Origin of the sequence: Methylobacterium segetis (assembly GCF_004348265.1) — a bacterium.
GTDB classification, from domain to species: domain Bacteria; phylum Pseudomonadota; class Alphaproteobacteria; order Rhizobiales; family Beijerinckiaceae; genus Methylobacterium; species Methylobacterium segetis.
In genome coordinates this window covers 24,039-50,477 of the sequence record NZ_SMNT01000034.1, presented here as the reverse complement: position 1 = coordinate 50,477, position 26,439 = coordinate 24,039, and the positions used below count along the sequence as shown (strand labels likewise).

Genomic DNA, 26,439 nt, shown 5'->3' with positions numbered 1-26,439 from the left:
TTGTAGCGCTCCTCCATCTCGCGCACGGCCCATTTGAGGGCGATGACCGCCTTCTTCGGGTCGATGACGACGGGGGAGAGCAGGTGCGGGATGCCGTCGTAGACGGAGAGTTCGAGCATCTTGGGATCGACCATGATCAGGCGGCACTCCTCCGGCTTGAGCCGGTAGAGCAGGCTGAGGATCATGGTGTTGATGGCCACCGACTTGCCCGAGCCGGTGGTGCCGGCCACGAGCAGGTGCGGCATGCGGGCGAGGTCCGCGATGATCGGCTCGCCGCCGATGTTCTTGCCCAGACACAGCGCGAGCTTGTGCTTGCTCTCGCAGAAGTCGGGGGCCGACAGGAGTTCGCGCAGATAGACGGTCTCGCGCATCTCGTTCGGCAATTCGATGCCGATGACGTTGCGGCCGGGCACGACGGCGACGCGGGCGGAGACGGCGGACATCGAGCGCGCGATGTCGTCGGACAGGCCGATCACGCGGCTCGACTTGGTGCCGGGGGCGGGCTCCAGCTCGTAGAGGGTGACGACGGGACCCGGCCGCACGGCCAGGATGTCGCCCCGCACCCCGAAATCCTGCACCGTCTGCTGGAGGTTGAGCGCGTTCTGCTCCAGCACGTCGGCATCGACTTCCTCGCTCTCGCTCTCCTCCGGCAGGGCGAGCAGTTCGAGGGAGGGATACTCGTAATCGGCGTTCTCGAACGCCGCCACGGCCAGGTGGCGGCCGGCCGGGATCAGGTGGCTGCGCGGCTCCGGCAGGACGGCGCGCGGCGCGACCACCGGCAGCGCCGGGGCAGGGGAGGGGACCTCGGGAGCAGGCTGCACCTCGATCTCCGGCGCGGCCGCGTCGACGGGCTCCGCGACCGCCTCGGCGGCGGGGATCTCGGCCTCGGGAACCGCCTTGGTGCGCAGGAGGACGGGGCGCGGCGCGATCGGCAGGGCGGCCGGGCGGGGCGGAGCGAGGGGAGGCATCACGGCCGGAGCCGCTTCGGGCGCGGATGCCATGTCGGCCGATGCCGTGGCCTCCGGCGTCGCGGGCGGGCGGGCGGGGCGGATCGCGGCGCGGGCCGCCATCGCCGAGAGGGCATTGCGCGCCGCGGGGGGCGCGACGGGGGCCGGAGCGGGCGCGGAGCCGGGGCCGAAGACCAGGGACAGGGAGGGGCGGGCGGCCGGCGTCGGCACGGTCCCGGCGGGGGATGCTTCGACGATCGCCGCCTCGGGCGCCGACGCGCTGCCGCCGTCCGGAGTGTTCGCCGGGCGCGGGGCCTGCATGTTCTCGAAGCGCACGAGACGCTCCAGCACGTAGACCGGGTTCGGCGGCAGCGAGCGCAGATGCGAGATGTCGAGCGGCATCGAGACGAACCGCGACACAGGGATGGCGGAGGCGACGGCCGCAGGCGCGACCTCGGCGGCCGTCTCGACGGGCGGCTCGGGGAGGGCCGGCGGGGCGGCCTCGGCCTGGATCGCGGCCCAGACCTCGGCGGAGGTCCAGTCCGGGTTGTCGAACCAGGGCTTCACAGCCGACCAGTCGGGCAGGTCGGACCAGTCCCGCTCCTCGGCCGCAGGGGCCGGGATCGGCAGGGCCGCGGCGGGGATCGCCGTTGCGGTGGCCGCGTCCGCCCCCCGCGTCGGGCGGCGGTCGGGCGTGCGGAAGAAGCGGACGCCGGGGGGCGCGACGAAGGGCTGGCGCCACAGGGGCAGCGGGGCCTCGGGCGGCGGGGCCGCCGCGGCGACCGCGGCCTCCTCGGCGGCGCGCTCGGCGGCGACGCGCTCCGCCTCCTGCTCCGCGGCGGCGGCGAGGAGGGCGGCCTGGGCCTCGGCATGGGCGCGGGCGAGCGCCTCGCGCTCCGCGTCGAGGGCGCGCTGGCGGCGCTCCTGCAGGATCGTGTCGGGCGTCCGCGTGTAGCGCACGGAGGCCGGCACGGGAGCGGGGGCCGGAACCGGCGCGGGGGCACCCTCGGGCGTGATCGCGGCGGGGCGGCGGGGCGAGCGGATCAGGACGCCGGGCCCCGAGGCGGCGACGTCGATGCGGCTCTCGGGCCGGGCCGGCGGCTGCGCCAGCATGTCGGGATGCGCCCGGTCGTCGAAGACGTGCTCGGGCCAGGCGCCCGTCGAGGCGGTGGACCAGGTCTCGCGCGGGGCGGCCGCGTCCCCGGCCTCGTGCGACCAGTCCGGCTGCGGGGGCACGTAGCGCGGCACGTCCGGCGGCACGGGGACCGGCTCGCCGGCACGGTCGCGGCCGACCAGGGCCTGCGGCGCGGTGAGCCAGCTCGGCGCCGGGCGGGTTCCGGCGATGGCGTAGCTGGGACGCGGCGGCGTGCCCGCGAGCCGGCGGGTCAGGCTCGCGCGGAGCGACATCAGCCGGTTGGCGAGGGCGCCGATCGACAGGCCGGAGCGGTCACCGCCCCGGCCGGGGCGGGAGGGATCACGGAGAGAGTAGGGAGGCCGTCCCGATGCGCGCATGGGTTCTCAGGATTACTCTGAAACGGGGGTCCGCCCGCGGGGGCGGCTCCCCGCCAGTTAGGCCGATCGTCGTTAACAGACGCTTGAACCGGCCCGCCCGGGCCCGGCCTTCGGCCGATCCGGTCCGCGGCGTCGGCCTGCCCTGCGGCCCCTCCCCTGGAGGCCGGAGCCTGCCCGCACTACCCTCTTCCCCTCGACCACCCGTCACCTGAGGTCCGCTGCCGCCGTGCCCGAGCCCGCCACCCCGAGCTTCCGCTCGCTCTACCGCCACGGCTTGGCCCGGGTCGCGGCCTGCACCGGCCGCAGCCACCCGGCCGAGCCGGCCCGCAACCTGCAGGAGATTGTGAGCCTCGCAGGCGAGGCGCACAGGAAGGGTGCGGTGCTCGCCGTATTCCCCGAGCTCGCGCTCTCGGCCTACGCGATCGAGGATCTGTTCCTGCAGGACACGCTCCTCGACGCGGTCGAGGCGGCCGCGGTCGACCTCGTCGCGGCATCGGGCGCGCTTCGCCCCCTCCTCGTGGTCGGCGCGCCGCTGCGCTGGCGCAGCCGCATCTACAATTGCGCCTTGGCGGTTCAGGGGGGCCGGCTTCTCGGAATCGTGCCGAAGAGCTACCTGCCGAATTACCGGGAATTCTACGAGAAGCGCCACTTCGCCTCCGGTGCCGGGATCGCGGGCGAGACGATCCGGGTCGGCGGCCTCGAGGCGCCCTTCGGCACCGACCTGATCTTCGAGGCCGAGGATTTGGCGGGCCTCAGCGTCGGGATCGAGATCTGCGAGGATCTCTGGGTGCCGGAAGGGCCGGGAATGCGTGCGGCGCTCGCGGGCGCGAGCGTCCTTGCCAACCCCTCGGGCAGCCCGATCACCGTCGGCCGGGCGGATGCCCGCGAGCTGCTCTCGCGGGCCGCCTCGATGCGCGGCCTCTGCGCCTACGTCTACGCGGCGGCGGGGCTCGGCGAATCCACGACCGACCTGTCCTGGGACGGGCAGACCAGCATCGACGAGCTCGGGCAGCGGCTCGCCGAGGGCGAGCGCTTCGCGGCCGGCCCCCTCGTCACCTTCGCCGACATCGACCTGGAGCGGATCGCGCAGGACCGTCTCCAGTCCGGCAGCTTCGACGACAATGCCCGCACCCGCGAGGGGACCTACCGGCGCGTCCCCTTCCGCGCCGACCCGCCCGGGGACGATCTCGGCCTGATGCGGGCCATCGAGCGCTTCCCCTTCGTGCCGGCCGACCCCGCCCGCCTCGCGCAGGATTGCTACGAGGCCTACAACATCCAGGTGGCGGGGCTCCTGAAGCGCCTGGAGGCGACGGGCACGAGGAAGGTCGTGATCGGCGTCTCGGGCGGCCTCGACTCGACGCACGCCCTCATCGTGGTGGCCAAGGCCCTCGACCGGCTCGGCCTGCCGCGCTCCAACATCCTCGCCTACACCCTGCCGGGCTTCGCCACCTCGGACGCGACCAAGGGCAACGCCCACGCCCTGATGAAGGCGATCGGCTGCACGGCCGCCGAGATCGACATCCGCCCGGCCGCCCGCCAGATGCTGACCGACATGGGCCACCCGTTCGGGCGGGGCGAGGCGGTCTACGACGTCACCTTCGAGAACGTGCAGGCGGGCTTGCGCACGGATTACCTGTTCCGCCTCGCCAACCAGAACGGCGCCATCGTGATCGGCACCGGCGACCTCTCGGAACTCGCCCTCGGCTGGTGCACCTACGGCGTCGGCGACCAGATGAGCCATTACGGCGTCAACGCGGGCGTGCCCAAGACCCTGATCCAGCATCTGATCCGCTGGGTGATCGGGACGGGCCAGTTCGAGGCCGAGGTGGGACGGATCCTGCAGGCGATCCTCGACACCGAGATCTCGCCGGAACTCGTGCCGGCGGAGGCCGATGCAGGCCCGCAGAGCACGGAGGCCAAGATCGGCCCCTACGCGCTGCAGGATTTCAACCTGTTCTACACGCTGCGTTACGGGTTCCGGCCCTCCAAGATCGCCTTCCTCTCGCTCCACGCCTGGGGGAACCGGGAGGCCGGGATCTGGCCGCCGGACTTTCCCGACGCGAAGCGCGGCGCCTACGAACTCGCCGAGATCCGTCACTGGCTCGGCGTCTTCCTCGGGCGCTTCTTCGGCTTCAGCCAGTTCAAGCGCTCGGCCCTTCCCAACGGGCCGAAGGTCTCGGCCGGGGGCGCCCTCTCGCCCCGCGGCGACTGGCGAGCGCCCTCGGACGCGAGCGCCGCGATCTGGCTCGCGGAACTCGAGCGCAACGTTCCCGAAACCTGATCGACACAAACGCGACGGATTGTGCGACTATGCCTCCGCCCGGTCCTGACCCCGCGATTCACGGCCTTCGGGCCCCGCGGGAATCCGTGCCGCTGCAGGAGCCCGGAACGCTTCGGCCGGTGATCCACCGGCCCGCGCGCTCTCCGGCGGCCAAGCGGAGGTGAGCCGATGCGAAGCTACAACCTGTTCCGGCTCAAGAGCGTCGAGGGCCTGTGCTGCGCCGTGCCGGAAGCCTGCGCCGTGCCCGCCTTCCTCGGCGGAGGCCGCTGGACCTTCGGCGGCAAGCTCGACGACCATGGCCCCGCCCCCCTCGATTTCGACGGCCGGGCGGCCGACACGGCGATCCGCTTCAACGGCTTCTACCTGTTCCAGACGGTGGACAGACGCTTCACCTGCCCGTGAGACTTGCGCGGGTCTGGGATCGCGGCGAGCATTCCTTAAGGGCTGCCATGCGAGGTTGCGGCCGCTGACGGATCTCTAGAGGCCGACCGATGTCGGAAAACCGCAAGGAGGCGCGCCAGAGGGTCTTCCTCAAGGGGCGCATCATCTTCAACAACAACGCGTCGAGCATGGATTGCCTCGTGCGCGACCTGTCCTCCGCAGGCGCCCGCCTCGCGCTCAGCGAGACGACGACGCTGCCGGAGATGTTCGATCTCTACATCCCGCAGAAGGAGCGGACCTACCGCGCCCATCTGCGCTGGCGGCGCCCGGACGGAATCGGGATCACCTTCGTCGACGAGCCGGCGCGGCCGGAATCGGCCGCCGCGGCGGCGCCTGCGGCCGAGGACGCCTCGATCGCGGTACTGCTGCGCCGGGTGAGCGAGCTCGAGGCGGAGAACGCGACCCTCCGCCGGCTGCTGGCCACGATGGCGCAGGGCAGCCCGCCCGCGAGCGCCGCCTGAGCCTCAGGAGGGGTCGGCCGCACCGAACGCGAACGGGGTGAGGGTTATCGGTCCTCGCCGAATGAGCCGCGCCCCTGAGCCTCTCCGGACCGGGAGAGCGAACCCGCGCCCCACCCGGCCGCGGCGGCCTCAGCCCTCGCCGGCCTTGAGCGCCGCGCGGATGCGCTCGGCATGCTCGGCGAGCAGGTCGGGATCGGCCATGCCGCCCTCGTGGCGCTTCAGCGGCACGCCCTCGCGGCGGGGCACGATGTGGACGTGCAGGTGGAACACCGTCTGCCCGCCCGCCGGCTCGTTGTACTGGAAGATCGTCAGCCCATCCGCGGCGAAGGCCGCCTTCACGGCCCGCGCCACCCGCTGCACGCTCGCCGCGAGCGCGGCGAGGGAGGCCGGATCCGCGTCGAGGAGCCCCCGCGCCGGCGCCTTCGGGATCACGAGCGTGTGGCCCTCGCCCTGGGGCATCACGTCCATGAAGGCGAGGGTGGCCTCGTCCTCGTAGACCTTGTGGGCCGGGATCTCGCCCCGGAGGATCCGAGCGAAGATGTTGTCCGGGTCGTAGGGCGCGCGCGGCGCCGGGCTATCGGTCGTCATGGCGTCTCCGGAATGTCGCGCCCGCACGATGCACGCGGCGCCGGCCCGCGTCCACGGGAGCGCGTGGCCCGATTCCGCCCGAACCCGCGCCCCTCCCGCGGCGTTGTGCCACCACGCATGACGGCAAGGCTTGGCCGGCGAGATGTCCGGTCGTCAGGGAAACGGAGAGCATGGCCCACGAGAGCACGAGCGCCATCTACACCGCGGCGGGCGCCAACCTCGCCATCGCGGCCGCGAAATTCGTCGGCGCCGTCCTCACGGGCAGTTCCGCGATGCTCGCCGAGGGCGTTCACTCCCTCGTCGACACCGCGAACCAGATCCTGCTCCTCGTGGGCCTGAAACGGGCGAAGAAGCCGGCCGATACCCGCCACCCGTTCGGCTACGGGCGCGAGGTCTACTTCTACGCCTTCATCGTCGCGCTGTTCATCTTCCTCGGCGGCGGTGCCTTCGCGATCTACGAGGGCATTCACAAGATCGGGCACCCGGAGCCCGTCGAGAACGCGGTCATCCTCGGCCATCACGTCTCGGGCTTCTGGGTGAACCTCGCGATCCTGGGCTTCGCCGTCGCGGCGGAGGGGTATTCCTGCTACGTCGCAATCCGGTCGTTCTGGGCGGAGAAGGGCGAGCGCCCGCCGATCACCGCGATCCGCCGCAGCAAGGACCCCGCCCTGTTCACGGTGCTGGTGGAGGACGTCGCGGCGCTCCTCGGCCTGATGATCGCGATCATCGGCGTGGTGCTCTCGGATGTGCTCGCAATGCCCGTCCTCGACGGCTGGGCCTCGATCGGGATCGGTCTCGTCCTGATCGGCATGGCGATCTTCCTGATGATCGAGACCCACGGCCTGCTGATCGGCGAAGCGGCCGATCCCGAGATCGTGGCGGCGATCCGGGAGGTGGCCCGCGCCGAGACCGGCGTCCACCACGTCAACGAGGTGCTGACGCAGCATCTCGGCCCCGACGACATCCTGGTCAACGTCAGCCTCGATGTGGACGACGGCCTCAGCGCCGGCGAGGTCGAGCGCATGGTCGAGCGCCTCGACCAAGCCCTCAAGGGGCGGCACCGCAAGGTGCGGCGGGTCTTCGTGGAGATCCAGGCGCGCAGCGCGGCGGAGGCGCAGATCCGGGCCGTGCAGGCCGCGCGGGCCTGAGTCAGATCCCCTCGCCGTAGATCCCGTCGCGTTCGGCCAAGGCCGCGATGATCGCCGCCTCCAGCGCCTCGGGCTTCGCCTGGGGTGGGTAGCGCCCGATCACGCGGCCGTCGCGCCCGACGAGGAACTTCGTGAAGTTCCACTTGATGGCCTGCGTGCCGAGCAGCCCCGGCATCTCCGCCTTGAGATGCACGAAGAGCGGATCGGCATTTGCCCCGTTCACCTCGACCTTTCCGAGGACGGGGAAGCTGACCTCGTAGGTCAGGCTGCAGAAGCGGGCGATCTCGTCCGCGTCGCCGGGCTCCTGCGCGCCGAACTGGTTGCAGGGAAAGGCGAGCACCGCGAGACCCGCCTCGCGGTGGCGGCGCCAGAGCGCCTCCAGCCCTTCGTATTGCGGAGTGAAGCCGCATTTCGAGGCCGTGTTGACGATGAGCACGACCTTGCCGCGGTAGCGCTCCAGAGGGTGGGGGGTGCCGTCGGCGGCCTCGGGCGTGAAGTCGTGGATCGTGCTGCTCATGGGGCCCCTCATGCCCTGCGGAGGACGCCCGAGGGAAGAGGCGGGCGTCCCTCCGGTCAGGCGGCGGTGCGCCGCTCGACCAGCCGCGCGAGGTAGGCGCTGCCGAGCGGGATGATGCTGTCGTCGAAATCGAAGGCGGCATTGTGCAGGCCGGGTCCCGGCGTGCCGCCGAGCCAGGCATAGGCGCCGGGCACCGCCATCACCATGTCGGCGAAATCCTCGCTGCCCATGCGGGGCACGCAATCGGCCTCGACGTTCTCGGCGCCGAACAGTTCGGTGGCGATCTCGGCTGCGGCCGCCGCCTGCTCGGCGCGGTTCTCGAGGACCGAGAACGTGTCGCGGATCTCGACCTCGATCTCGGCGCCGTAGGCCGCGGCGAAGCCCCTCGCCAGATCGCGGATGCGGAGGCCGGCCATCTCCCGGATCGCACCGTCGAAGGTCCGGATCGTGCCGGCGAGATGGGCGGCTTCGGGAATGACGTTGTAGGCCGCGCCCGCGTGGATCTGGGTGATCGAGACGACGCAGGATTTCAGCGGATCGGCGTTGCGCGAGACGATCGACTGCATGGCCTGCGCGAGCGCGGTCGCCACCACGATCGGGTCGATGCCCCGTTGCGGCTCGGCGGCGTGCGCGCCGCGCCCCTGGATGCGGATGTCGAAGAAGTCGGCCGCCGCCATGATCGGGCCGGTCCGGGTCTTGAGGCGGCCGTGTGGGCCGTTCGGGGCGTTGTGGAGCGCGTAGATCTCGTCGACGGGGAAGCGCTCGAACAAGCCGTCGCGGATCATGGCGCGGGCGCCGCCCAATCCTTCCTCGGCCGGCTGGAAGACGAAGATGGCGGTGCCGTCGAAGTCGCGGGTCTCGGCGAGGTAGCGGGCGGCGCCGACGAGCATCGTCGTGTGCCCGTCGTGCCCGCAGGCGTGCATTTTGCCCGGCACCGTCGAGCGGTAGGGCAGGTTCGTCGCCTCCTCGATCGGCAGCGCGTCGAGTTCGGCCCTGAGCCCGATCCGCCGGCCGTTGTCGGAGCGGCCCTTCAGCACGCCGACGACGCCCGTGCCCCCCACGCCCCGGTGCACCTCGATGCCGTAGCCCTGCAGCAGGTCGGCGACGATGCCGGAGGTCCGCACCTCCTCGAAGCCGATCTCCGGGTGGGCGTGGATGTCGCGGCGGAGCGCCGTCAACTCCCCGGCATAGGTCTTGATGCGGTCGATCGGACTCATTCTCCGGTCTCCTCTCCGGCCTCCTGCCCGCAGGCGCGGCGGAACGGCGTCAGGGTGTCGAGGGCGTCCACGGCCTCCTCGACGTGGGCGCGCTCGCGCCTCAGGTAATCGGCCACCGCCCGGCGCAGGGCCGGGTCGGCGATGTCGTGGGCCGAGTGCATCAGCACCGGGCGGTAGCCCCGCGCGAGCTTGTGCTCGCCCTGGGCGCCGGCCTCGACGCGCTTGAGCCCACGCTGAATCGCGAAGTCGATCGCCTGATAATAGCAGACCTCGAAGTGCAGGAACGGATGGTCCTCGGTGCAACCCCAGTTGCGCCCGTAGAGGGCGGCGTCGCCGATGAGATTGAGGGCGCCGGCGATCGGCCGCCCCGCGCGGGAAGCGAGGATCAGGAGGACCCGGTCGGCCATGCGCTCGGACAGGAGCGAGAAGAAGCGCCTGTTCAGGTAGGGCCGGCCCCATTTCCGGCTCCCCGTGTCCATGTAGAACTGGAAGAAGGCGTCCCAGTGGGCCTCCTTGAGGTCCGAGCCGGTCAGGTGCTCGATCGTGACGCCGGCCGACACGGCCTCCCTGCGCTCGCGCCGGATCGCCTTTCGCTTGCGGGAGGCGAGCGCGGCGAGGAAGTCCTCGAAGCTCGCGTAGTCCCTGTTCTCCCAGTGGAACTGCTGGTCGGTCCGCTGCAGGAAGCCGAGCGCCCCGGCCTGCTCCCACTCGCGCGCGCGCATAACGGTGACGTGGATCGAGGAGGCCTGCGCCTCGGCACGCAGGGCCCGCAGGCCGGCGACGAGACCGGAGACGGCGACGTCCGGGTCCTCGCCCGGCGCGATCAGGAAGCGCGGGCCGGTGACGGGGGTGAACGGCACGCTCACCTGCAGCTTCGGATAATAGCTGCCGCCCGCCCGCTCGTAGGCGTCCGCCCAGCCGTGGTCGAACACGTACTCGCCCTGAGAATGGGACTTCAGGTAGCAGGGCGCGACGCCGATCAGGCGCTCGCCCCGCTCCACCGCCACGTGCAGCGGCAGCCAGCCGCTGCGGCGGGAGACGCAGCCCGAATCCTCGAGCGCCGACAGGAAGGCGTGCGAGACGAAGGGGTTGAAGGTCTCGTCGCCGGCCGAGAGCGTCTCGGCCGAGGTGGCGCAGGCATCCCACGCGGCGGCCCCGATCTCCCCGAGGCCGGTGACCGCGCGAACCCGAAGCTCCGCCGCAGCGGCCTCGGCCGCACTCCCGCGTTCGTCCATGCGAGCCAATCTAGCCACGCGGGAAGGGTGGGCAAGCGGAGGGGCGGGGAGGCGAGGTCGCAGGTCTTCCGCGATCCTGGCGCCTCTCACCAATCCCGAGCGGGAGAGGGCGTGCGTCGCGCCTCGTCCGGCCTCAGGGCCGGAAGCCCTCGAACACCATCTGGTCGGCGTGCTCGCGCGCGCGGCGGCGCTGATCGTCGGTGCGGACCGTCCAGGTCATCACCGGCCGCCCTCCGAGGAGGCGGGACAGGTAGGTCGGCGCGCAGGGGAGGTCGTCGACCCGCCAGGACAGGAAGTCCGGCCGCGTCTCGTCGAAATGCAGCAGGTTCGAGAGGGAGCGGCGCAGCCTGTCGGACATCGGGCCGTAGGCCGGGTCGTCCTGCGTCGTCTCGGCGACGATGCCGCGGGGGATCGTCGGGGCCAGCTCCCGCAAGGCCGCGACGATCCCGGGATCGAAGGATTTCAGCGCCACGGGCCCGTCGTAGCCCGAGACCGTCTCGACGACGCGCCGGGTCAGCGTCAGGTCGCCGGAATAGACCGACTTGATCTCGACGATGAGGGGAACCCGGCCGGCGATCTCGGCCAGGAATTGCGCCAGCGTCGGGATGCGCTCAGGCGTGCCGGCGACCGTCAGCGTCCCGAGTTCCGCCGCGGGGCGCGAGGCGATGGGGTGCGTGGCCTCTGTGAGGCGGCCGAGCGCGGCGTCGTGGAACACCATCGCTTCGCCATCCGCGCTCGGCTGCACGTCGCACTCGATCGCGTAGCCCCCCGCGATCGCGGCGCGGGCCGCCGCGACCGTGTTCTCGGGGACGCCCTCCGCCCGGCCGTGCAGGCCCCGGTGTGCGATCGGGCGCGCCGTCAGCCAGGCGGGAGCGTTCGGCGTCACTCAGGCGACCTCGAACATCGCCTCGACCTCGACCGCCGCGTCGAGGGGCAATTCGGCAACGCCCACCGTCGAGCGGGCGTGGCGTCCGCGGTCGCCCAGCACCTCCACCATCAGGTCCGAGGCCCCATTCATGATCGGGGCGAGGCCGGAGAAGCTCGGCACCGCGTTGATGAAACCGCCGAGCCGCACGCAGCGGGCGACCGCGTGGTCGAGGTCGCCCACCGCCGCCTCGAGCTGCGCCAGCACGTTGAGGGCGCAGAGGCGGGCCGCGGCGATCCCGGCCTCGGCCGAGACCTCCGCGCCGAGCTTGCCCACATGGTCGGGGGCGAGCTTGCCGTCCGGCCCGAAGCAGATCTGGCCCGAGATGACGACGAGGTTGCCCGTGCGCACGAAGGGCACGTAGTTCGCGACAGGCGCCGCGGCCTTCGGCAGGGTGAGGCCCAAGCGCTCCAGACGTTCCTTCACCGAACTCATGTGCTTCCTCCCGCGTGGCGGCATGGCTGCCGCTCCGGCTCACAGCACAGGCGCGCCCCCGCGCGCAAGGGCGGCGCCTCCCGGGTCGCCCGGCGCAGCCTAAGTTTGAGGCATGTCGCTTCCGTGAACCCGCCCTGTGATTGACAGACGGGGCCGCTTTCATAGTAATCGCGCGCGTGCCGCCCCCCGACGAGGCGGCACTTTCATTTCGGGCGTGTCGCGAGGCGGCTCGCCGACGACCCGACCCAAGGCCAGACACGGAGACGGGAACGTGACCTCCGCCCTTCTGCCGACCTATGCCCGGGCCCCCATCGCGTTCGAGCGCGGCGAGGGGGCATGGCTCGTGGCGCGCGGGGGCGAGCGATACCTCGATTTCGGCGCCGGCATCGCCGTCAACGCGCTGGGCCACGCCCACCCCCACCTCGTCGCCGCGCTCACCGAGCAGGCGGGCAAGCTCTGGCACACCTCGAACCTGTTCGAGATCCCGGAGGGCGAGCGTCTGGGCCAGCGCCTCGTCGACGCCACTTTCGCGGATGTCGCCTTCTTCGCCAATTCCGGTGCGGAAGCGAACGAGGCCGCCATCAAGATGGCGCGCAAGTACCACGCGGCGGGCGGCCACCCGGAGCGGTACCGCATCATCACCTTCGAGGGCGCCTTCCACGGCCGGACGCTGGCCACCATCGCCGCGGGCGGACAGGCCAAGTACATCGAGGGCTTCGGCCCCAAGGTCGAGGGCTTCGATCAGGTGCCGACCGGCGATCTCGCGGCGCTCGAGGCCGCGATCACGCCGGAGACCGCCGCCCTGATGATCGAGCCCATCCAGGGTGAGGGCGGCCTGCGGGTGATCCCGCACGCGGACCTGCGCCGGCTGCGCGAGATCTGCGACGCACGGGGACTCCTTCTCATCATGGACGAGGTGCAGACCGGCGTCGGGCGCACCGGCAAGCTGTTCGCCCACGAGTGGTCGGGGATCGCCCCCGACATCATGAGCGCGGCCAAGGGCATCGGCGGAGGCTTTCCGCTCGGCGTCTGCCTTGCCACGCGCGAGGCGGCCCGTGGCATGACGGCGGGCACTCACGGCACCACCTTCGGCGGGAACCCCCTCGCCATGGCGGTCGGCAACGCCGTCCTCGACGTGGTGCTGGCCGACGGCTTCCTGGATCACGTCCGCCGCATCGGCCTCCTGCTCAAGCAGAGGCTCGCCGCGCTGAAGGACCGGTACCCGCAGGTGATCCAGGAGATCCGCGGCGAGGGCCTGATGCTGGGCCTCAAGCTCGGCGTGCCGAACACCGATTTCACCGCGGCGGCCCGGGCCGAGCACCTCCTCGTCATCCCGGCCGGCGACAACGTGGTCCGCCTCCTGCCTCCGCTCATCGTGGGCGAGGCCGACGTCACGGCCGCGGTCGAGCGCCTGGAGGCGGCGGCCTCTTCCCTGGACCACCCCAAGGACACCCCTCTGCGCGGGGCGGCCGAGTAGGCGCGCCGCCCCCGGATCACCTGTTCTCAAAGATCGACCGAGATGAACGCCCAGACGAACGGGACCGCGAAGGTCCCCAGCGAGCCCCGGCCCCAGGCCGCCGGCCCCCGCCACTTCCTCGACCTCAAGGATTTCTCCGGCGCGGAACTGCGCGCGATCCTCGACGCGGCCGCCGCCATCAAGAGCCGCCGCCGCCGAGGCGAGCCGCCGGCCGAGCGGCCGCTCGCCGGCAAGACCCTGGCGATGGTGTTCGACCGGCCCTCCACCCGCACCCGCGTCTCCTTCGACGTGGCCATGCGCGAGCTCGGCGGCGAGACCCTGATGCTGACGGGCGGCGAGATGCAGCTCGGCCGCGGCGAGACCGTGGGCGACACCGCCCAGGTGCTCTCCCGCTTCGTCGACGCGATCATGATCCGTATCCTCGACCACGGGCTGATGCTCGAACTCGCCGAATCCGCCAGCGTGCCGGTGATCAACGCGCTCACCAAGGTCTCGCATCCCTGCCAGATCATGGCGGACGTGCTCACCTTCGAGGAGCATCGCGGGCCGATCCGCGGCCGCACGGTCGCGTGGTCGGGGGATGCCAACAACGTGCTGGCGAGCTGGGCCCACGCCGCCGCCCGCCTCGACTTCACCCTCAACATCGCCGCGCCCCCGGAACTGTCGGCCCCGCCCGCGCTGATCGCCTGGGCGAAGGAGCAGGGGGCGAAGATCAACGTCACCACCGACCCGTTCGCGGCCGTCGACGGCGCGGATTGCGTCGTCACCGATTGCTGGGTCTCGATGGGCGACGATGACGACAACCACCGCCACAACCTGCTCGGCCCCTACCAAGTGAACGCCAAGCTGATGGCGGCTGCCGCCAAGGACGCGGTCTTCATGCACTGCCTGCCGGCCCACCGGGAGGAGGAGGTCACGGCCGAGGTGATCGACGGCCCGCAATCCGTGGTCTTCGACGAGGCCGAGAACCGCCTCCACGCCCAGAAGGGCATCCTGGCCTGGTGCTTCGGGGCGAACGGGCTCTGACGATCCCCCCTCGCGGGGCGATTGCCGAAGCCCCATATGGGGTTCTGAGCGTTCACGCTCTCCCCCAGCAGGCGATGAACTCGACGATGCGCGGCCGAACCGGTCGCGGGTGGCGCGGCGGCGCCCCTCTCCCGTGCGGGAGAGCGGAGCCGTGCCCGTCTTGCGTGCGATGCGGGGATGGTAGCGCCAGGATCGACACGGAGCGGAGAGGCGATGACCGCAGGAGCCGAAATGTCCCCCACCCCCGCCGACGGCCGCGAGGGCCACGACGATGCCGTGCTGCCCTTCTCCGTCGAGGCCCTCGACGTGCGCGGGCGCGCCGTGCGGCTCGGACCCTCGATCGACACGATCCTGCGCCGCCACGGCTATCCGGACCCGGTGGCGCGCCTCCTGGGCGAGGCGGCGGCGCTGACCGTGCTGCTGGGCTCGTCCCTCAAGTTCGAGGGCCGCTTCCAGCTCCAGACCAAGACGAGCGGCCCGGTCGAGATGATCGTGGTGGATTTCGAAGCGCCGGACCGCGTCCGCGCCACCGCCCGCTTCGACGCGGAGCGCGTCGCGGCCCTGGGCTCGGGGCCTCTCAAGACAGCCGATCTCGTCGGCGACGGGCACCTCGCCATGACGATCGACCAGGGCTCGGCCGCGAGCCGCTATCAGGGCGTCGTGGCGCTTGAGGGCCAGAGCTTCGAGGAGGCAGCCCACCAGTATTTCCGCCAGTCGGAGCAGATCCCGACGCAGGTGAGGCTCGCCGTGGCCGAGGCGTTCGAGGACGGCGAGGCCCGCTACCGGGCGGGCGGCCTCCTCGTGCAGTTCCTGCCGCAATCGACCGACCGGGCCCGCCTCGCCGACCTGCCGCCGGGCGACATTCCGGAGGGCCATGCCCATCTCGACGCTGCCCGCGCGCCGGAGGACGACGCCTGGGTCGAAGCACGCTCCCTCGTCGGCACGATCCAGGACCACGAGCTTGTGGACCCGGCGGTCTCCTCGGAGCGCCTGCTCTACCGCCTGTTCCACGAGCGCGGCGTGCGCGTGTTCGAGGCGCAGGGCGTCTCCGAGCAGTGCCGCTGCTCGCCGGAGCGGGTGATGGGGATGATCCGCTCGTTCTCTCCGGAAGACCGGCAGGCCATGGTGGCGGATGACGGCCGCATCGGGATCACCTGCGAGTTCTGCTCGCGGCGCTACGACCTCGACCCGACCGAGGTCGAGGCCGAGATCGCGGCCAAGCACTAGGCGATCCCCAGCGCCACGGCCAAGCTGAACCGCCGTTACGGCCAAGCTCAGCCCAGATGATTCGCCAACGAAAGCTGCCAACCTTCGATTGAACCCTTTCGCGACGAGACGCGTTTCGAAGCGTCAAAAGTCACGGAGGTTACGCTATGAAGAAGTTTGCAGTCGGTCTGGCGGCTCTGCTGTTCAGCACGTCCGTCTACGCGCAGAATGCGGCCGGTACCATGGACAAGGGCGCGGGCGGCAACGCCGGTGCGGCACGGTCCGGGATGTCGGCCGAGCGCGGCGGCGCCCGCGGTTCCGAGATGGGCGGTCAGCGCGAGCAATCCGCGCAGCGCGAGTCCGGCGGCCAGCGCGAGGGCGGTCAGCAGGCCCGCAACGCCGGCCGCGAAGGCGCCGATCGCGGCGACCGTCAGGGCGGCATGGATCGCGCCGAGCGCCGGGACGGCGCGCGCGGCGAGGACCGTGGTGAGCGCTCGGCCCGGGCGGAGCGCGGGAGCGAGCGCGGCGACATCCGTGAGAGCCGCCGCGACCGCGTGACCGAGAGCCGGCGCACCGACCGCACCGACGTGCGGTCCGAGCGCGTCTCGGGCGGCTTCCGCCGCGAGGGCCGTTTCGTGTTCATCGGCGGCCGCCGCGTCGTCTACGGCTCGCCCGAGTATCGCCGCCTCGTCACGGTCGAGCGGCGCCAGAGCGGCCCGCGCCGCTACGTCACGATCCGGGGCCAGCGGGTGATCTACGGCTCGCCCGAGTATCGCCGCCTCGTGACGATCCGCGACGAGCGCCCGAGCCGGGTCCGCTACGTCACGGTCCGCGGCCAGCGCGTGCTCTACGGCTCGCCCGAGTATCGCCGCCTGACGGTCTCGACGAGCGAGCGCCGCGGCGGCACGGTCAATGCCACCTTCAGCGAGCGCAACCGCAGCACCGTGGAGCGCCGCGGCCGCACGGAGGAGCGTAGCGCCGAGCGCGGCACGGACCGCAATGAGCGCGGCTTCCGCGGCAACGAGGGCAACCGCGACGCACAGGCGAACCGGGGCGGGCGCGAGAACGCGCAGGGCAACATGCGCCAGGGTGAGCGCGACCCGTCCGCCGTCCGCAACGCGGCCGATCGCGGCGGTGCCGACCGCTCCGAGCGTGGCGCTGGCGGCGAGCGCGGTTCGATGAGCGGTGGTGATCGCGGCGGCATGAACGCCGGCAACCGCGGCACGGCCGGGGGCGAGCGCGGCGCGGGCGGCGAGCGCGGCGGCCGCAACTGAGCTGACGCGGCATCGTCCGAGTGGAGGGGCCGGTTCGCCGGCCCCTTTTTCGTGGTCACGCCTTCAGGACAGGCTCTGCGATGTCGCCCCCGCCACGCCGGGCGAGGTAATCGGGCTGGAACAGGCACATCCGCATGGCGTCGCGATAGCGCCCGTTCACGAAGAATTCGTCCCGAAGCACGCCCTCGGGGCGGAATCCGCAGCGCTCGTAGATGCGCACGGCGCGGGCATTGTCCTTGTCGACGTGCAGGTAGAGCTTGTGGATGTTGAGCACGCTGAAGGCGTAATCGATGGCGATGCGCGTCGCCTGCCCCGCGTAGCCTCGGCCCTGGAAGGCGGGGTGCAGGGCGATCTGGAACTCGCAGCGCCGGTGCAGGTGGTTGATCTCGACGAGCTCGACCATGCCGGCGGATGCGTTGGCCGCCGTCGCGATGATGAAGCGTCGCTCGGTCTGGGTGTGGATGTTGCGCTCGTAGAGCTGCGCCAGCTCGGCGAAGGACTCGTAGGCCTCCTCGAACCAGTAGCGCATGATGCTGTCGTTGTTGTTGAGCTGATGCACGAAGAGCAGGTCCTCGCGCTCGAGCGGCCGCAGCGTCACACGGCCCGGACCCGGGCTCCCGCCCGTCATGACGCGCCCTCGGCGCAGGCCCGGCCCAGGCGGCGCATGAAGGCCGCGCCGTCCTCGAGCGCCCGCAGGGTGATGTACTCGTCGGGCTGGTGCGCCTGGTCGATCGAGCCCGGCCCGCACACGACGGTCGGGATGCCGGCGACCTGGAAGCGCCCGGCCTCCGTGGCGTAGGGCACCGTGATGGTGCGGTTGCGCTCCGCGACCCGCAAGGCCAACCGCTCCGCCTCGGAGCCGGGATCGGGCTTGAGCCCCGGGACCGCAACTTCCTGCAGGGTCTCGATCGACCCGTAATCGCCGTAGCGGTTCAGCCGCTCGCGGGTCACCGCCTCGACCTTGGCGGAAAACAGGTCCGGGATCTCGGCCATGTCGAGATCCGGAAGGCCGCGAAATTCCCAATGGAAGGTGCAGACCTTCGGTAGGATGTTGCGGGCGGTACCGCCCTGGATGGTGCCCACGTGGACGGTCGTCGCCGGGGGGTCGAAGCGGCCCGACGGGTCGCCCCGCGCGACCATCAGATCGGCGATGCGGTTCAACTCCGAGACGAGGTCGGCCGCCGCCATCACGGCGTTGGCACCGAGCATGGGCTTGGCCGAGTGCGCCTCGTGCCCGTGCACCGTGGTGAGATAGGTGACGATGCTCTTGTGCGCATCGGCGACCTCAAGGTCCGTCGGCTCGCCGACGATGACGGCGCCGGGCCGCGGCAGGCCGGCGCCGAAGCGGGCGATCGTGTCGGCGACGCCGAGGCAGGTCGTCTCCTCGTCGTAGGAGAACAGGAGGTGGATCGGGCGCTTGAGATCGATGGCGAGGTATTCCGGCACCGCCGCGAGCGCGAGCGCGCAGAAGCCCTTCATGTCGACGGCGCCGCGGCCGTAGGCGCGCCCGTCCGCCACCCGCAGGGTGAAGGGGTCCGAGGTCCAGGCCTGGCCCGTGACCGGCACCACGTCGGTATGGCCGGAGAGCACGACGCCGCCGTCGCGCACCGGGCCGATCGTCGCGAAGAGCGCCGCCTTGTCGCCGGCCGCGTTCGGGACGCGCAGGCTCTCGACGCCGAGGCCGTCGAGATAGGCCGCGATCCAGTCGATCACCGCGAGGTTCGGCTTGGAGCTCTCGGTGTCGAAGCCGACGAGGCGCTCCAGGATCTCGAGCGGGGTCAGGCGCTCCGGGTGTCCCGGCATCCGGTTTCCCGGCATCGCTTGGCATCCTTCCGCGGGCGCCGGCTGCGGCGCCAAGCCCTCAGTGCAGGCTGCGGCGCACGTGCGGGCTGTCGAGGGAGAAGGCGGGGATCTCGGCCTCGAAGCTCTCGCCGGCCACCGTCGCCATCGTGTAGCTCCCGGCCATCAGCCCGTCCGGCGTCGTGAGGGGGCAGCCGCTGGTGTAGCTGAAGGATTCACCGGGCTCCAGCACCGGCTGCTTGCCGACGACACCCGCGCCGCGCACCTCCTGGCAGGCGCCGTGCCCGTCGATGATGCGCCAGTGCCGGGAGCGGAGCTGCACCTGCTCGGCGCCGTTGTTCACGATCTCGACCGTGTAGGCGAAGAAGTACCGGCTCTCGCCCGGCGAGGATTCCTCCTCGACGAAGCGGGGCATCACGGTCACGCTGATCCCGCGCGTCTCGGCCTTGTACATGGTCCGGACCTGCCTCCCTGGCCGAGCCGCGCGTCGCGCCCCGCATCGTCCGCGAAGCACCGCGACAGCCTCGGAGCGCCGTGGTACGTGGCGGCGAAAACGCCGTCAATCACGGCGGAGTACGTCGCGCTTGGCGCGGCGCTTTCAAGGGATCGGGGCCGCATGGCCGGCAAGACCCTGCAGCATCGTGGGCCGCCCGTGCGGCATCCGAAGCGCCGCTCGAGCCTCCTCGATACGGGCGCGCGCCTCGGCCTCGCGGGCCTCTGTCTGGCGCTCGCGTGGCGGGCGCCGGCAGCCAATGGCTGGGCGGCCGCAGCCCTCCTCGCCAGTCTCCTCCTCGACGCCGCGGCCCGGCTCGCCACCGTCCGAGCCGGGCGCGACGAGGCCGTCGCGGCGCGATTGCGGGGCCCCTCACACAGTCTGCCCTCCCTCGTCCTCGCCCTCGGCTCCGGACCGGGCCTCGCGGGCGGCGCCCTGGTCCTCGCCCTGGCGCTGCTCGCGCGGCCCGATGCGTTCCCGGTGCTCGGCAGCCTGCTCGCGGGACTCGTGGCGATCGGCGCCTTCGCCAGGCTCGCCCTTGCCCGGATCATCCTGCGCATTGCTCGGGAGGACCCGGATTTAACGCGGCCTTAGGGCAGCCGCGGCACAACGGGAGCCGTATGCGTGTGGTGGAGCGGGGCAAGCGCGCTGTGACGAAGAACACGACGCGGGAGCCCGCCGGCGAGACGCCGCGCGAGGGCATCCTCTCGGCGCGCGGCATCGCGGCGCTGACGGAGAGCGGCGGGATCCGCCCGGCGAACCCGTACGCGCCCGATCAGATCCAGCCCGCGAGCCTCGATCTGCGCCTCGGGGCCCGCGCCTTCCGCGTCCGCACGAGCTTCCTGCCGGGCAGCCGCCGCAGCGTGTCGGACTGCGTCAGGGATTTCTCCTTCCACGCGATCGATCTTCGGGAGGGGGCCGTCCTGGAGACGGGCTGCGTCTACATCGCCGAGTTGCAGGAGACGCTCGCCCTGCCGCCGGATCTCTCGGCGGGCGCCAACCCGAAGAGCTCGACCGGGCGCATCGACGTCTTCACCCGCGTCATCACGGACCACGCGACGGCCTTCGATCAGGTGGAGGCGGGCTACGCGGGCCCTCTCTACGCCGAGATCTCGCCCCGCACCTTCCCGGTCCTCGTGCGCACGGGCTCGCGGCTCTCGCAGATCCGCTTCCGTCGAGGCGAGGTGCGCCTGCGCGAGGCCGAGCTGGCCGAGCTTCACGCCCGCACGCCGCTCGTGACCGCGGCGAGCCCATCCTTCCAGGGGGGCGTGGCCGTCTCCGTCGATCTCGCGGGATTCGACGGGCTGATCGGCTACCGGGCCAAGCGCCACACCGGCCTCGTCGACGTCGACGCACCCGGCCGCCACCGGACCGCCGATTTCTGGGAGCCGCTCCCGGCGGACGGCTCCGGCATGCTGATCCTCGATCCCGGTCAGTTCTACATCCTGGCCTCGAAGGAATCCGTCGTGGTGCCTCCCGACCACGCCGCCGAGATGGTGCCCTTCGACCCCCTCGTCGGCGAGTTCCGGGTCCATTATGCGGGGTTCTTCGATCCCGGCTTCGGCTACGCGGACGCGGGCGGGGCGGGGGCCCGGGCCGTGCTGGAGGTGCGCTCCCGCGACGTGCCGTTCCTTCTGGAGGACGGTCAGATCGTCGGCCGCCTCGTCTACGAGCGCATGGCCGAAACGCCCGCCACCCTCTACGGCGCGGGGGCCGGCTCGAACTATCAGGCGCAAGGGCTGAAGCTCTCGAAGCACTTCGTCTGAGGCCGGCCAGGGTCAGGGCGCGGCGCGGGCGACGTTTCCGGGCGGGCGCTTCGGCGGGAGCGGCGTGCGCGGGCTCGCCCTCGGCGCGGGAGGAGGCGGAGTGACGCTGGGCGGCTCCAGGTCGATCTCGGCCGCAGCCTCCTGCAGCACCGGCAATTCAAGGCTCGGGGCTGCCCGCTCCCCCCTCTCGGCGGGAGGTGGTGCCGCGAGGGGAGCCGGCTCGATGTTCGGGGACAGCGAAGCGGGTTCCGGCCGAATAGGCTCCTCGGCGATGCTCACCGCGGCCACGGCGGAGGGCAGGGGCGCCCGGGCGGCCGAACCGCGGGAGAAGACGAGGGGCAGGCTGAAGGCCGCCAGCACCGCGATGGCGACGAGGCCGCCGAGCACGGCACCCGCCCCCGCACTCGGGCCGCTCCGCGGCCGCACGCGTCGAAGGGGCCCTGGCGCGAAGCGGCCGCGACGGCGCAACGCACGCCCGACGGATCGGACGAGCCTCCAACCTCCCACACGGCGCCTCATGAGGCGACTCCCGGATTCCGGGCGAGATGCCCGAAACGGCACGGAGCCCGGTCATCTGAGGCGGATTTATGGCATCGGGCGGCGCGCGGACGCGCTCGCACAAGCCAAGGATGCATAACCAGTTTCACCCATGCTGCCGGTTGCGGTTTCGTGCTCGCCGGCCCTGGCCGATCCCGGAGATCGAGGTAGCCGGACTTCACCGCGAAGCGAGGCGCGGCCAGCGCGCCGCAACGCTCACCCGCCCGCCTGATCGGCTGCCGCCGCGTCGATCAGCCAAGCCACCTGCCCCCTGCTCGTCACCTGCGCAGCCGGCAGGTCTTCGCCCGCGGCGAGCCGGCGAAGCGGGTCCCGCTTGCCCGCACCCGTCACCAGGAAGAGGATCCAGCGGGAGGAGGCGAGAGCCGGGTAGGTGAGGGTGATGCGCGGCACGAAGGGCGCCATTCCGGCCTCCGGCACGGGCGCCGCCCAGGCGCTCGCCTCGTGGAGCGCCGGCTTGCCGGGGAACAGGGAAGCCGTATGCCCGTCCTCGCCGAGGCCGAGGAGGACGAGGTCGAAGAGCGGTCGGGCCGGGTCGAACCGCTCGGCACCGTAGAAATCCCGCAAGGTCCGGGCGTAGCTGCGCGCACCCGCCTCGGCGCCGAGGTCGGAGGGGATGAAGTGCAGATGCGTCCGCGGGATCGGCGCACCATGCCCGAAGGCCTCGCGGGCCATGCGGACGTTGCTCGCCGGATCGTCCCAGGGCACCACCCGGTCGTCGCCGAAGAACCAGTGGATGCGCGCCCACGGCACCCGGTCGACGTAGTCCGCGCCGGCGAGCAGGGCGTAGAGGCGCTTCGGCGTCGAACCGCCGGAGAGGCAGATGGCGACCCGGTCCCCCGGCGCATCGGCGCATATGGCCAGGAGACGGTCCGCCGCGGCCCGCGCGACCGCCTCCGCATCGGGCAGGACCCGTGTGCCGGAGGGCAGGGGGATCGTCATGGCGGTTCTCCTGTCGGGATCGAACCGGTGCTCGCGGCGTCCTGACTATTTCGGCTCCACGTGCCCGCCGAAGCCCTTGCGCATGGCCGAGAGCAGCTTGTCGGCGAAGCTCGCGTGCTCGCGGGATCGGAAGCGGGCATAGAGGGCGGCCGACAGGACGTTGGCCGGCACCGATTCCTCGATCGCCGCGTTCAGCGTCCAGCGCCCCTCCCCGGAATCGGCAACGAAGCCCGAGAAGGCGTCGAGCTGCTCGTCGCCGGCGAGCGCTTGCGCGGTCAGGTCGAGGAGCCAGGAGGAGACCACGCTGCCGCGGCGCCAGACCTCGGCGATGTCGCCGATGTCGAGGTCGAAGCGCTGCGCCTCGGGCAGGTCCTTGGACCCTGCGTGCTTCAGGATGTCGAAGCCCTCGGCGTAGGCCTGCATCAGGCCGTACTCGATGCCGTTATGGACCATCTTCACGAAGTGGCCGGCTCCGCTCGGCCCCGCATGGATGTATCCCTGCTCGGCGCGGGCGTCGCGGCCCTCCCGGCCGGGCGTGCGGGGCACGTCGCCGAGGCCGGGGGCGAGCGTCGCGAAGATCGGATCGAGCCGATCGACGGCGGACCTGTCGCCGCCGATCATCATGCAGTAGCCGCGCTCCAGCCCCCAGACGCCGCCCGAGGTGCCGACGTCCACGTAGTGGATGCCCTTGTCACGCAGGGCGGCGGCCCGGCGCACATCGTCCTTGTAGAAGGAATTGCCGCCGTCGATGATGGTGTCGTCGGCCTGCATCAGGGTGGCGAGGCTCTGCACCGTCGACTCCGTGATCTCGCCCGCGGGCAGCATCACCCAGGCGGCGCGGGGCAGATCGAGCTTGGCGACGAGATCGTCCAGGCTGTCGGCTCCGGTCGCGCCCGCCTCGACGAGAGCGGCCACGGCCTTCGGGTTCTGATCGAACACCACGGCCGAGTGGCCGGCAGCCAGCAGCCGCCGCACGATGTTGCCGCCCATCCGGCCGAGGCCGATCATCCCGAGTTGCATGGCCGCTCTCCGGTTGCCGCCCTCGTGACAGGGCCGTGGATTCCATCCGCCGCGCACCGGCTCGCGCCCGCGTGCCGCCTTGCCTCGATCACCTCTCCCGTCCGGGAGATCCGGCTCCGCGCGGGGGCCGGACCGGTGAGGGCTCGGCCTCTTCCGGAGAAGCCGCCCCCCTCACCCAGACCGTCCTCCGAACGGCAGAGGAGGTCTCCGACGCCGCTCAGGCGATCGCTGCCTCGATCGCCGCGGCGATGCGCTTCAGCCCGGCCGCCACGTCGCCGCCCTTGATGTGGACCCGGAGCGCCCGGCGCCCGCGCTCGGCGAGCACCGCGACATCGCCGCGGGCCTGCGCCGCAACGACCGTGCCGAAGCCGAGCTTGCGCCCGGGGATCGCGAGATCCTGCGCCGGATCGGCCGTGATCTGCACGAAGACGCCGGTATCCGGGCCGCCCTTGTAGGCCTGTCCCGTCGAGTGCAGGAAGCGGGGCCCGAATTCCAGGCAGGTCGCGACGCGGCGCGCGTCGCGCAGGCGCACCCGGGGGGCCTGCAGGATCTCGAAATGATCCGCGTTGCGCGGCACGTAGGCGAGCAGCGCGACATAGTCGCCGTCCTTCAGCCGGGCGAGTTGAGCGCGGATCCCCGCCTCCAGGCCCTCGCGCGCCTCGGGGAGCGCGTCGGCATTCGCCGGGTCGGCGTAGAGGGCGATCGTGTCGTCCTCGAAGAGCGGTGCCTCGGCGGGAAGCGCCCCGCTCTCCTCGGCTGCGGCGAACAGCTTCTTCGTCTCGATCTTGCTCGCCTCGACGTCCGGCTGGTCGAACGGGTTGATGCCGATCACCGCGCCCGCCACCGCGGTTGCCATCTCGAAGCGAAAGAATTCCTGCGGCAGCTGCTCGACCGTGTCGAGGGTGATGCGGGCCACCGGGTGGCCCTCGCGCTCCAAGTTGCGCACGGCCTCGTCCTGCTGCGCGTCGGCGAAGCCGTCGAGGCGCAGATACACGAAGAAGCGGTCGCGCCCGTAGACGGCCGGCACGTCGACCGGCTCGCCGTCGATCGGGATCAGGCCGAGACCCTGCTTGCCAGTCGATTCCGCGATCAGCTGCTCGGCCCAGGCGCCGAAGGTGGCGATGGCCGGCGAGGCGATCAGCGTGACCTTGTCCCGCCCCTCCGTCACGGCGGCCTGGCCGAGCGCCGTGCCCAGCAGCACGCCCGGGTTCTGCGCGGGCGGCACCGCCGGCCCGCAGGACCGAACCATCACGCGGGCGATCCCGAGGAACTCGGCGACGTCGATGCCGATGGCCGCGGCCGGCACGAGGCCGAAGGCCGAGAGCACGGAGTAGCGCCCGCCGATCTGCGGCACGCCGTAGAAGATCTTCTCGAAGCCGTCGCTCTTCGCCGCGCTCTCCATGGCGGAGCCGGGATCGGTGACCGCCACGAAGTGGGAGCCGGCGCGCGCGCCGACGACCTCCTTCATGCGGGCGAGGAAATAGTCGCGGAAGACGTTGGGCTCCAGCGTCGAGCCCGACTTGCTCGCCACGATGAAGAGCGTCGAGGGCAGGTTGACCGCCGCCTCGACGGCGCGGACCTCGTCCGGGTTCGTCGAATCGAGGATGCGCAGGCGCGGGAAGCCCTCGCGCTGGCCGTAGGTCTCGGCGAGGACTTCCGGCCCGAGGCTCGAACCGCCCATGCCGAGCACCACCGCATCCGTGAAGCCTCGGCCCTTCACCCAGGCCGCGAAGTCGGCGTAGTCGCCGGCCTTCGCGAGCTCGTCCTCGACGATGCGCAGCCAGCCGAGCCAGCGATCCTCGTCGGCGTTCGACCAGACGCTCTTGTCATGCGCCCAGAGCCGTCGGATCGCCCCGCTCGCGCGCCAGGATTCGACGGACTTGGCGGCCTCCGTCCTGAGGCCGTCGGAGAGGCCGAGGCTCTGTCCGTTGAGGCGCGCGCCGAGCAGGGTCGCCCGCTTCTCGGCGACCGCGCCGAGGAGCTTGTCGGCCGCGTCGATGAAGAGCTGGACGCCCTCCTCGACGAGTTGCCGGCCCACCGCCTCGATGTCGATGCCGGCGCGCGCCAGCCGGTCCATCACGGCGTGCGCGCCCGCCACGTCCTCCTCGATCGTGGCCCGGACCCGACCATGATCGCGGAAGGCGTCCATCGTGGCGGGCGGCATGGTGTTGACGGTGTTCGGGCCGATCAGCTCCTCGACGTAGAGCACGTCCGAGTAGGCCTTGTTCTTGGTGCCCGTCGAGGCCCAGAGCAGGCGCTGCGCCTTGGCGCCCTTCCCGGCGAGCGCGGTCCATTCGGGCGCGCCGAAGATCGACTTGTAGCTCTGGTAGGCGAGCTTGGCGTTGGCGATCGCGACCTTGCCCTTCAACGCCTCCAGCGCGGCCTTCTCGTCCGGGTCGTTGGCGGCGGCGATCTTCTCGTCGAGCGCCTTGTCGACGGCCGAATCGATGCGGCTGATGAAGAAGCTCGCCACGCTCGCCACCCGCGAGACGTCACCCCCGTTGCGGTCGAGCTCGGTCAGGCCCTCGATGAAGGCGCGGGCCACCGCCTCGTAGACGCTCTGCGAGAACAGGAGCGTGATGTTGATGCTGATGCCCTCGGCGGTGAGCTGGCGGATCGCCGGCAGGCCCTCCGGCGTCGCCGGCACCTTCACCATCAGGTTGTCGCGGGCGACCGCCTTGTGCAGGCGCCGCGCCTCGGCAAGCGTCGCCTCGGTGTCCAGGGCGAGGTAGGGGGAGACCTCGAGGCTGACGTAGCCGTCGGCCCCGTCGCTCGCCTCGTAGACCGGCCGCAGCACGTCGGCCGCGTTCTGGATGTCCTCGATGGCGAGCCCCTCGTAGAGGTCGATGACGCGCTGATCGCCGGCCTCCTGCACGGTCTTGAGGGAGCCGTCATACTCGTTCGAGGCGCCGATCGCCTTCTCGAAGATCGCCGGGTTCGAGGTGACGCCCCGCAGGCCGTCCTCCTCGACCAGCGCCTTCAGCTTGCCCTCGGCGATGAAGCCGCGGGCCACGAAATCGAGCCAGACGGCCTGATCCTGTTCGGTGTGAAGGGCCTTGAGCGCGTTCATGCCGATCGATCCTTGCAGTCTGAGACGATGGGTCCGCTCACCCGTGCGGACCGGATAGGTGAGGGCGGTGCGACATGTGGCGCGCCGCGCCGCATCCGCCAGC

Annotated in this window: 24 protein-coding genes; 10 read left to right on the top strand and 14 right to left on the bottom strand. The window is 71.8% G+C overall.

The features are described 5' to 3' along the window. Positions 1-2,459, bottom strand: a 2,459-nt coding sequence (locus tag E1J50_RS11090; protein WP_132253468.1) for a DNA translocase FtsK, incomplete at its 3' end; no start/stop codon positions are given. Between the two features lie 226 nt (positions 2,460-2,685). Between E1J50_RS11090 and E1J50_RS11085 the strand changes: the two genes are divergently transcribed. The 3 genes from E1J50_RS11085 (at position 2,686) to E1J50_RS11075 (ending at position 5,642) form a co-directional block, all read left to right on the top strand. Beyond that, positions 2,686-4,740: an NAD(+) synthase gene (locus E1J50_RS11085; RefSeq protein ID WP_132253465.1), complete on the top strand. Its 2,055-nt coding sequence runs from the start codon at positions 2,686-2,688 to the stop codon at positions 4,738-4,740. Positions 4,741-4,908: 168 nt separating this feature from the next. Next, a complete protein-coding gene (locus E1J50_RS11080) occupies positions 4,909-5,142 on the top strand; it encodes a hypothetical protein (protein ID WP_109895240.1) in 234 nt (77 codons plus the stop codon). An 89-nt stretch (positions 5,143-5,231) separates the two neighbouring features. Further along, the gene (locus E1J50_RS11075) at positions 5,232-5,642 is read left to right on the top strand and encodes a PilZ domain-containing protein (protein ID WP_132253463.1); all 411 of its coding nucleotides are present in this window, start codon (positions 5,232-5,234) and stop codon (positions 5,640-5,642) included. Between the two features lie 129 nt (positions 5,643-5,771). On the opposite strand, the gene E1J50_RS11070 is transcribed toward E1J50_RS11075, so the two are convergent. Beyond that, positions 5,772-6,230: an HIT family protein gene (locus tag E1J50_RS11070; RefSeq protein ID WP_132253461.1), complete on the bottom strand. Its 459-nt coding sequence runs from the start codon at positions 6,228-6,230 to the stop codon at positions 5,772-5,774. A 170-nt stretch (positions 6,231-6,400) separates the two neighbouring features. On the opposite strand from E1J50_RS11070, the gene E1J50_RS11065 reads away from it, so the two are divergent. Further along, a complete protein-coding gene (locus E1J50_RS11065) occupies positions 6,401-7,378 on the top strand; it encodes a cation diffusion facilitator family transporter (RefSeq protein ID WP_132253458.1) in 978 nt (325 codons plus the stop codon). 1 nt (position 7,379) lies between these two features. On the opposite strand, the gene E1J50_RS11060 is transcribed toward E1J50_RS11065, so the two are convergent. The 5 genes from E1J50_RS11060 to E1J50_RS11040 all read right to left on the bottom strand — a co-directional run bounded on the left by E1J50_RS11060 (position 7,380) and on the right by E1J50_RS11040 (position 11,707). Next, entirely contained in the window at positions 7,380-7,895 is a 516-nt protein-coding gene (locus tag E1J50_RS11060) for a glutathione peroxidase (protein WP_245516528.1), read from the bottom strand. Between the two features lie 56 nt (positions 7,896-7,951). Next, positions 7,952-9,112, bottom strand: a complete 1,161-nt coding sequence (locus E1J50_RS11055) for a M20 aminoacylase family protein (protein ID WP_132253454.1) — start codon at positions 9,110-9,112, stop codon at positions 7,952-7,954. Next, a complete protein-coding gene (locus E1J50_RS11050; RefSeq protein WP_132253452.1) occupies positions 9,109-10,347 on the bottom strand; it encodes a GNAT family N-acetyltransferase in 1,239 nt (412 codons plus the stop codon). Before E1J50_RS11050 ends, E1J50_RS11055 begins: the two co-directional genes overlap by 4 nt. Positions 10,348-10,480: 133 nt before the next feature. Then, positions 10,481-11,233 (bottom strand): glycerophosphodiester phosphodiesterase family protein, encoded by a 753-nt coding sequence (locus E1J50_RS11045; protein WP_132253450.1) that lies wholly within the window; start codon positions 11,231-11,233, stop codon positions 10,481-10,483. Further along, positions 11,234-11,707, bottom strand: a complete 474-nt coding sequence (locus E1J50_RS11040) for a RidA family protein (RefSeq protein ID WP_132253447.1) — start codon at positions 11,705-11,707, stop codon at positions 11,234-11,236. 271 nt (positions 11,708-11,978) lie between these two features. On the opposite strand from E1J50_RS11040, the gene E1J50_RS11035 reads away from it, so the two are divergent. From E1J50_RS11035 to E1J50_RS11020, 4 genes are all read left to right on the top strand, one after another. Then, positions 11,979-13,184, top strand: coding sequence for an aspartate aminotransferase family protein (locus E1J50_RS11035; RefSeq protein ID WP_132253445.1), 1,206 nt, complete (start codon positions 11,979-11,981; stop codon positions 13,182-13,184). 42 nt (positions 13,185-13,226) lie between these two features. After that, positions 13,227-14,210: an ornithine carbamoyltransferase gene (argF, locus tag E1J50_RS11030; protein WP_132253442.1), complete on the top strand. Its 984-nt coding sequence runs from the start codon at positions 13,227-13,229 to the stop codon at positions 14,208-14,210. 213 nt (positions 14,211-14,423) lie between these two features. Continuing rightward, on the top strand, positions 14,424-15,437 hold the full coding sequence (locus E1J50_RS11025) for an Hsp33 family molecular chaperone (protein WP_207919187.1): 1,014 nt from the start codon (positions 14,424-14,426) through the stop codon (positions 15,435-15,437). Between the two features lie 146 nt (positions 15,438-15,583). Next, positions 15,584-16,690, top strand: coding sequence for a hypothetical protein (locus E1J50_RS11020; protein WP_165937834.1), 1,107 nt, complete (start codon positions 15,584-15,586; stop codon positions 16,688-16,690). A gap of 55 nt (positions 16,691-16,745) precedes the next feature. Here E1J50_RS11020 and speG read toward each other — a convergent pair whose 3' ends face one another. The 3 genes from speG to apaG are packed head-to-tail and all read right to left on the bottom strand — an operon-like array spanning position 16,746 to position 18,944. Beyond that, a complete protein-coding gene (gene speG / locus E1J50_RS11015; RefSeq protein WP_132253434.1) occupies positions 16,746-17,318 on the bottom strand; it encodes a spermidine N1-acetyltransferase in 573 nt (190 codons plus the stop codon). Then, on the bottom strand, positions 17,315-18,493 hold the full coding sequence (argE, locus tag E1J50_RS11010; protein ID WP_132253432.1) for an acetylornithine deacetylase: 1,179 nt from the start codon (positions 18,491-18,493) through the stop codon (positions 17,315-17,317). The genes speG and argE overlap by 4 nt, the downstream gene beginning before the upstream one ends. Positions 18,494-18,551: 58 nt before the next feature. Further along, the gene (gene apaG, locus E1J50_RS11005) at positions 18,552-18,944 is read right to left on the bottom strand and encodes a Co2+/Mg2+ efflux protein ApaG (protein ID WP_132253430.1); all 393 of its coding nucleotides are present in this window, start codon (positions 18,942-18,944) and stop codon (positions 18,552-18,554) included. A gap of 162 nt (positions 18,945-19,106) precedes the next feature. On the opposite strand from apaG, the gene E1J50_RS11000 reads away from it, so the two are divergent. Then, positions 19,107-19,577, top strand: a complete 471-nt coding sequence (locus E1J50_RS11000; protein ID WP_245516527.1) for a hypothetical protein — start codon at positions 19,107-19,109, stop codon at positions 19,575-19,577. A 26-nt stretch (positions 19,578-19,603) separates the two neighbouring features. Beyond that, complete coding sequence (locus tag E1J50_RS10995) at positions 19,604-20,749, top strand: 2'-deoxycytidine 5'-triphosphate deaminase (RefSeq protein WP_132253428.1); 1,146 nt, start codon at positions 19,604-19,606, stop codon at positions 20,747-20,749. 12 nt (positions 20,750-20,761) lie between these two features. Here E1J50_RS10995 and E1J50_RS10990 read toward each other — a convergent pair whose 3' ends face one another. The 4 genes from E1J50_RS10990 to E1J50_RS10975 all read right to left on the bottom strand — a co-directional run bounded on the left by E1J50_RS10990 (position 20,762) and on the right by E1J50_RS10975 (position 26,336). Further along, positions 20,762-21,175, bottom strand: coding sequence for a hypothetical protein (locus E1J50_RS10990; protein WP_132253426.1), 414 nt, complete (start codon positions 21,173-21,175; stop codon positions 20,762-20,764). A 327-nt stretch (positions 21,176-21,502) separates the two neighbouring features. Beyond that, the gene (gene pgl / locus E1J50_RS10985) at positions 21,503-22,246 is read right to left on the bottom strand and encodes a 6-phosphogluconolactonase (RefSeq protein ID WP_165937833.1); all 744 of its coding nucleotides are present in this window, start codon (positions 22,244-22,246) and stop codon (positions 21,503-21,505) included. Between the two features lie 45 nt (positions 22,247-22,291). Next, positions 22,292-23,266: a phosphogluconate dehydrogenase (NAD(+)-dependent, decarboxylating) gene (gnd, locus tag E1J50_RS10980; RefSeq protein WP_132253424.1), complete on the bottom strand. Its 975-nt coding sequence runs from the start codon at positions 23,264-23,266 to the stop codon at positions 22,292-22,294. Between the two features lie 217 nt (positions 23,267-23,483). Then, positions 23,484-26,336 (bottom strand): bifunctional transaldolase/phosoglucose isomerase, encoded by a 2,853-nt coding sequence (locus tag E1J50_RS10975; RefSeq protein WP_132253421.1) that lies wholly within the window; start codon positions 26,334-26,336, stop codon positions 23,484-23,486. Positions 26,337-26,439 lie beyond the last annotated feature (103 nt).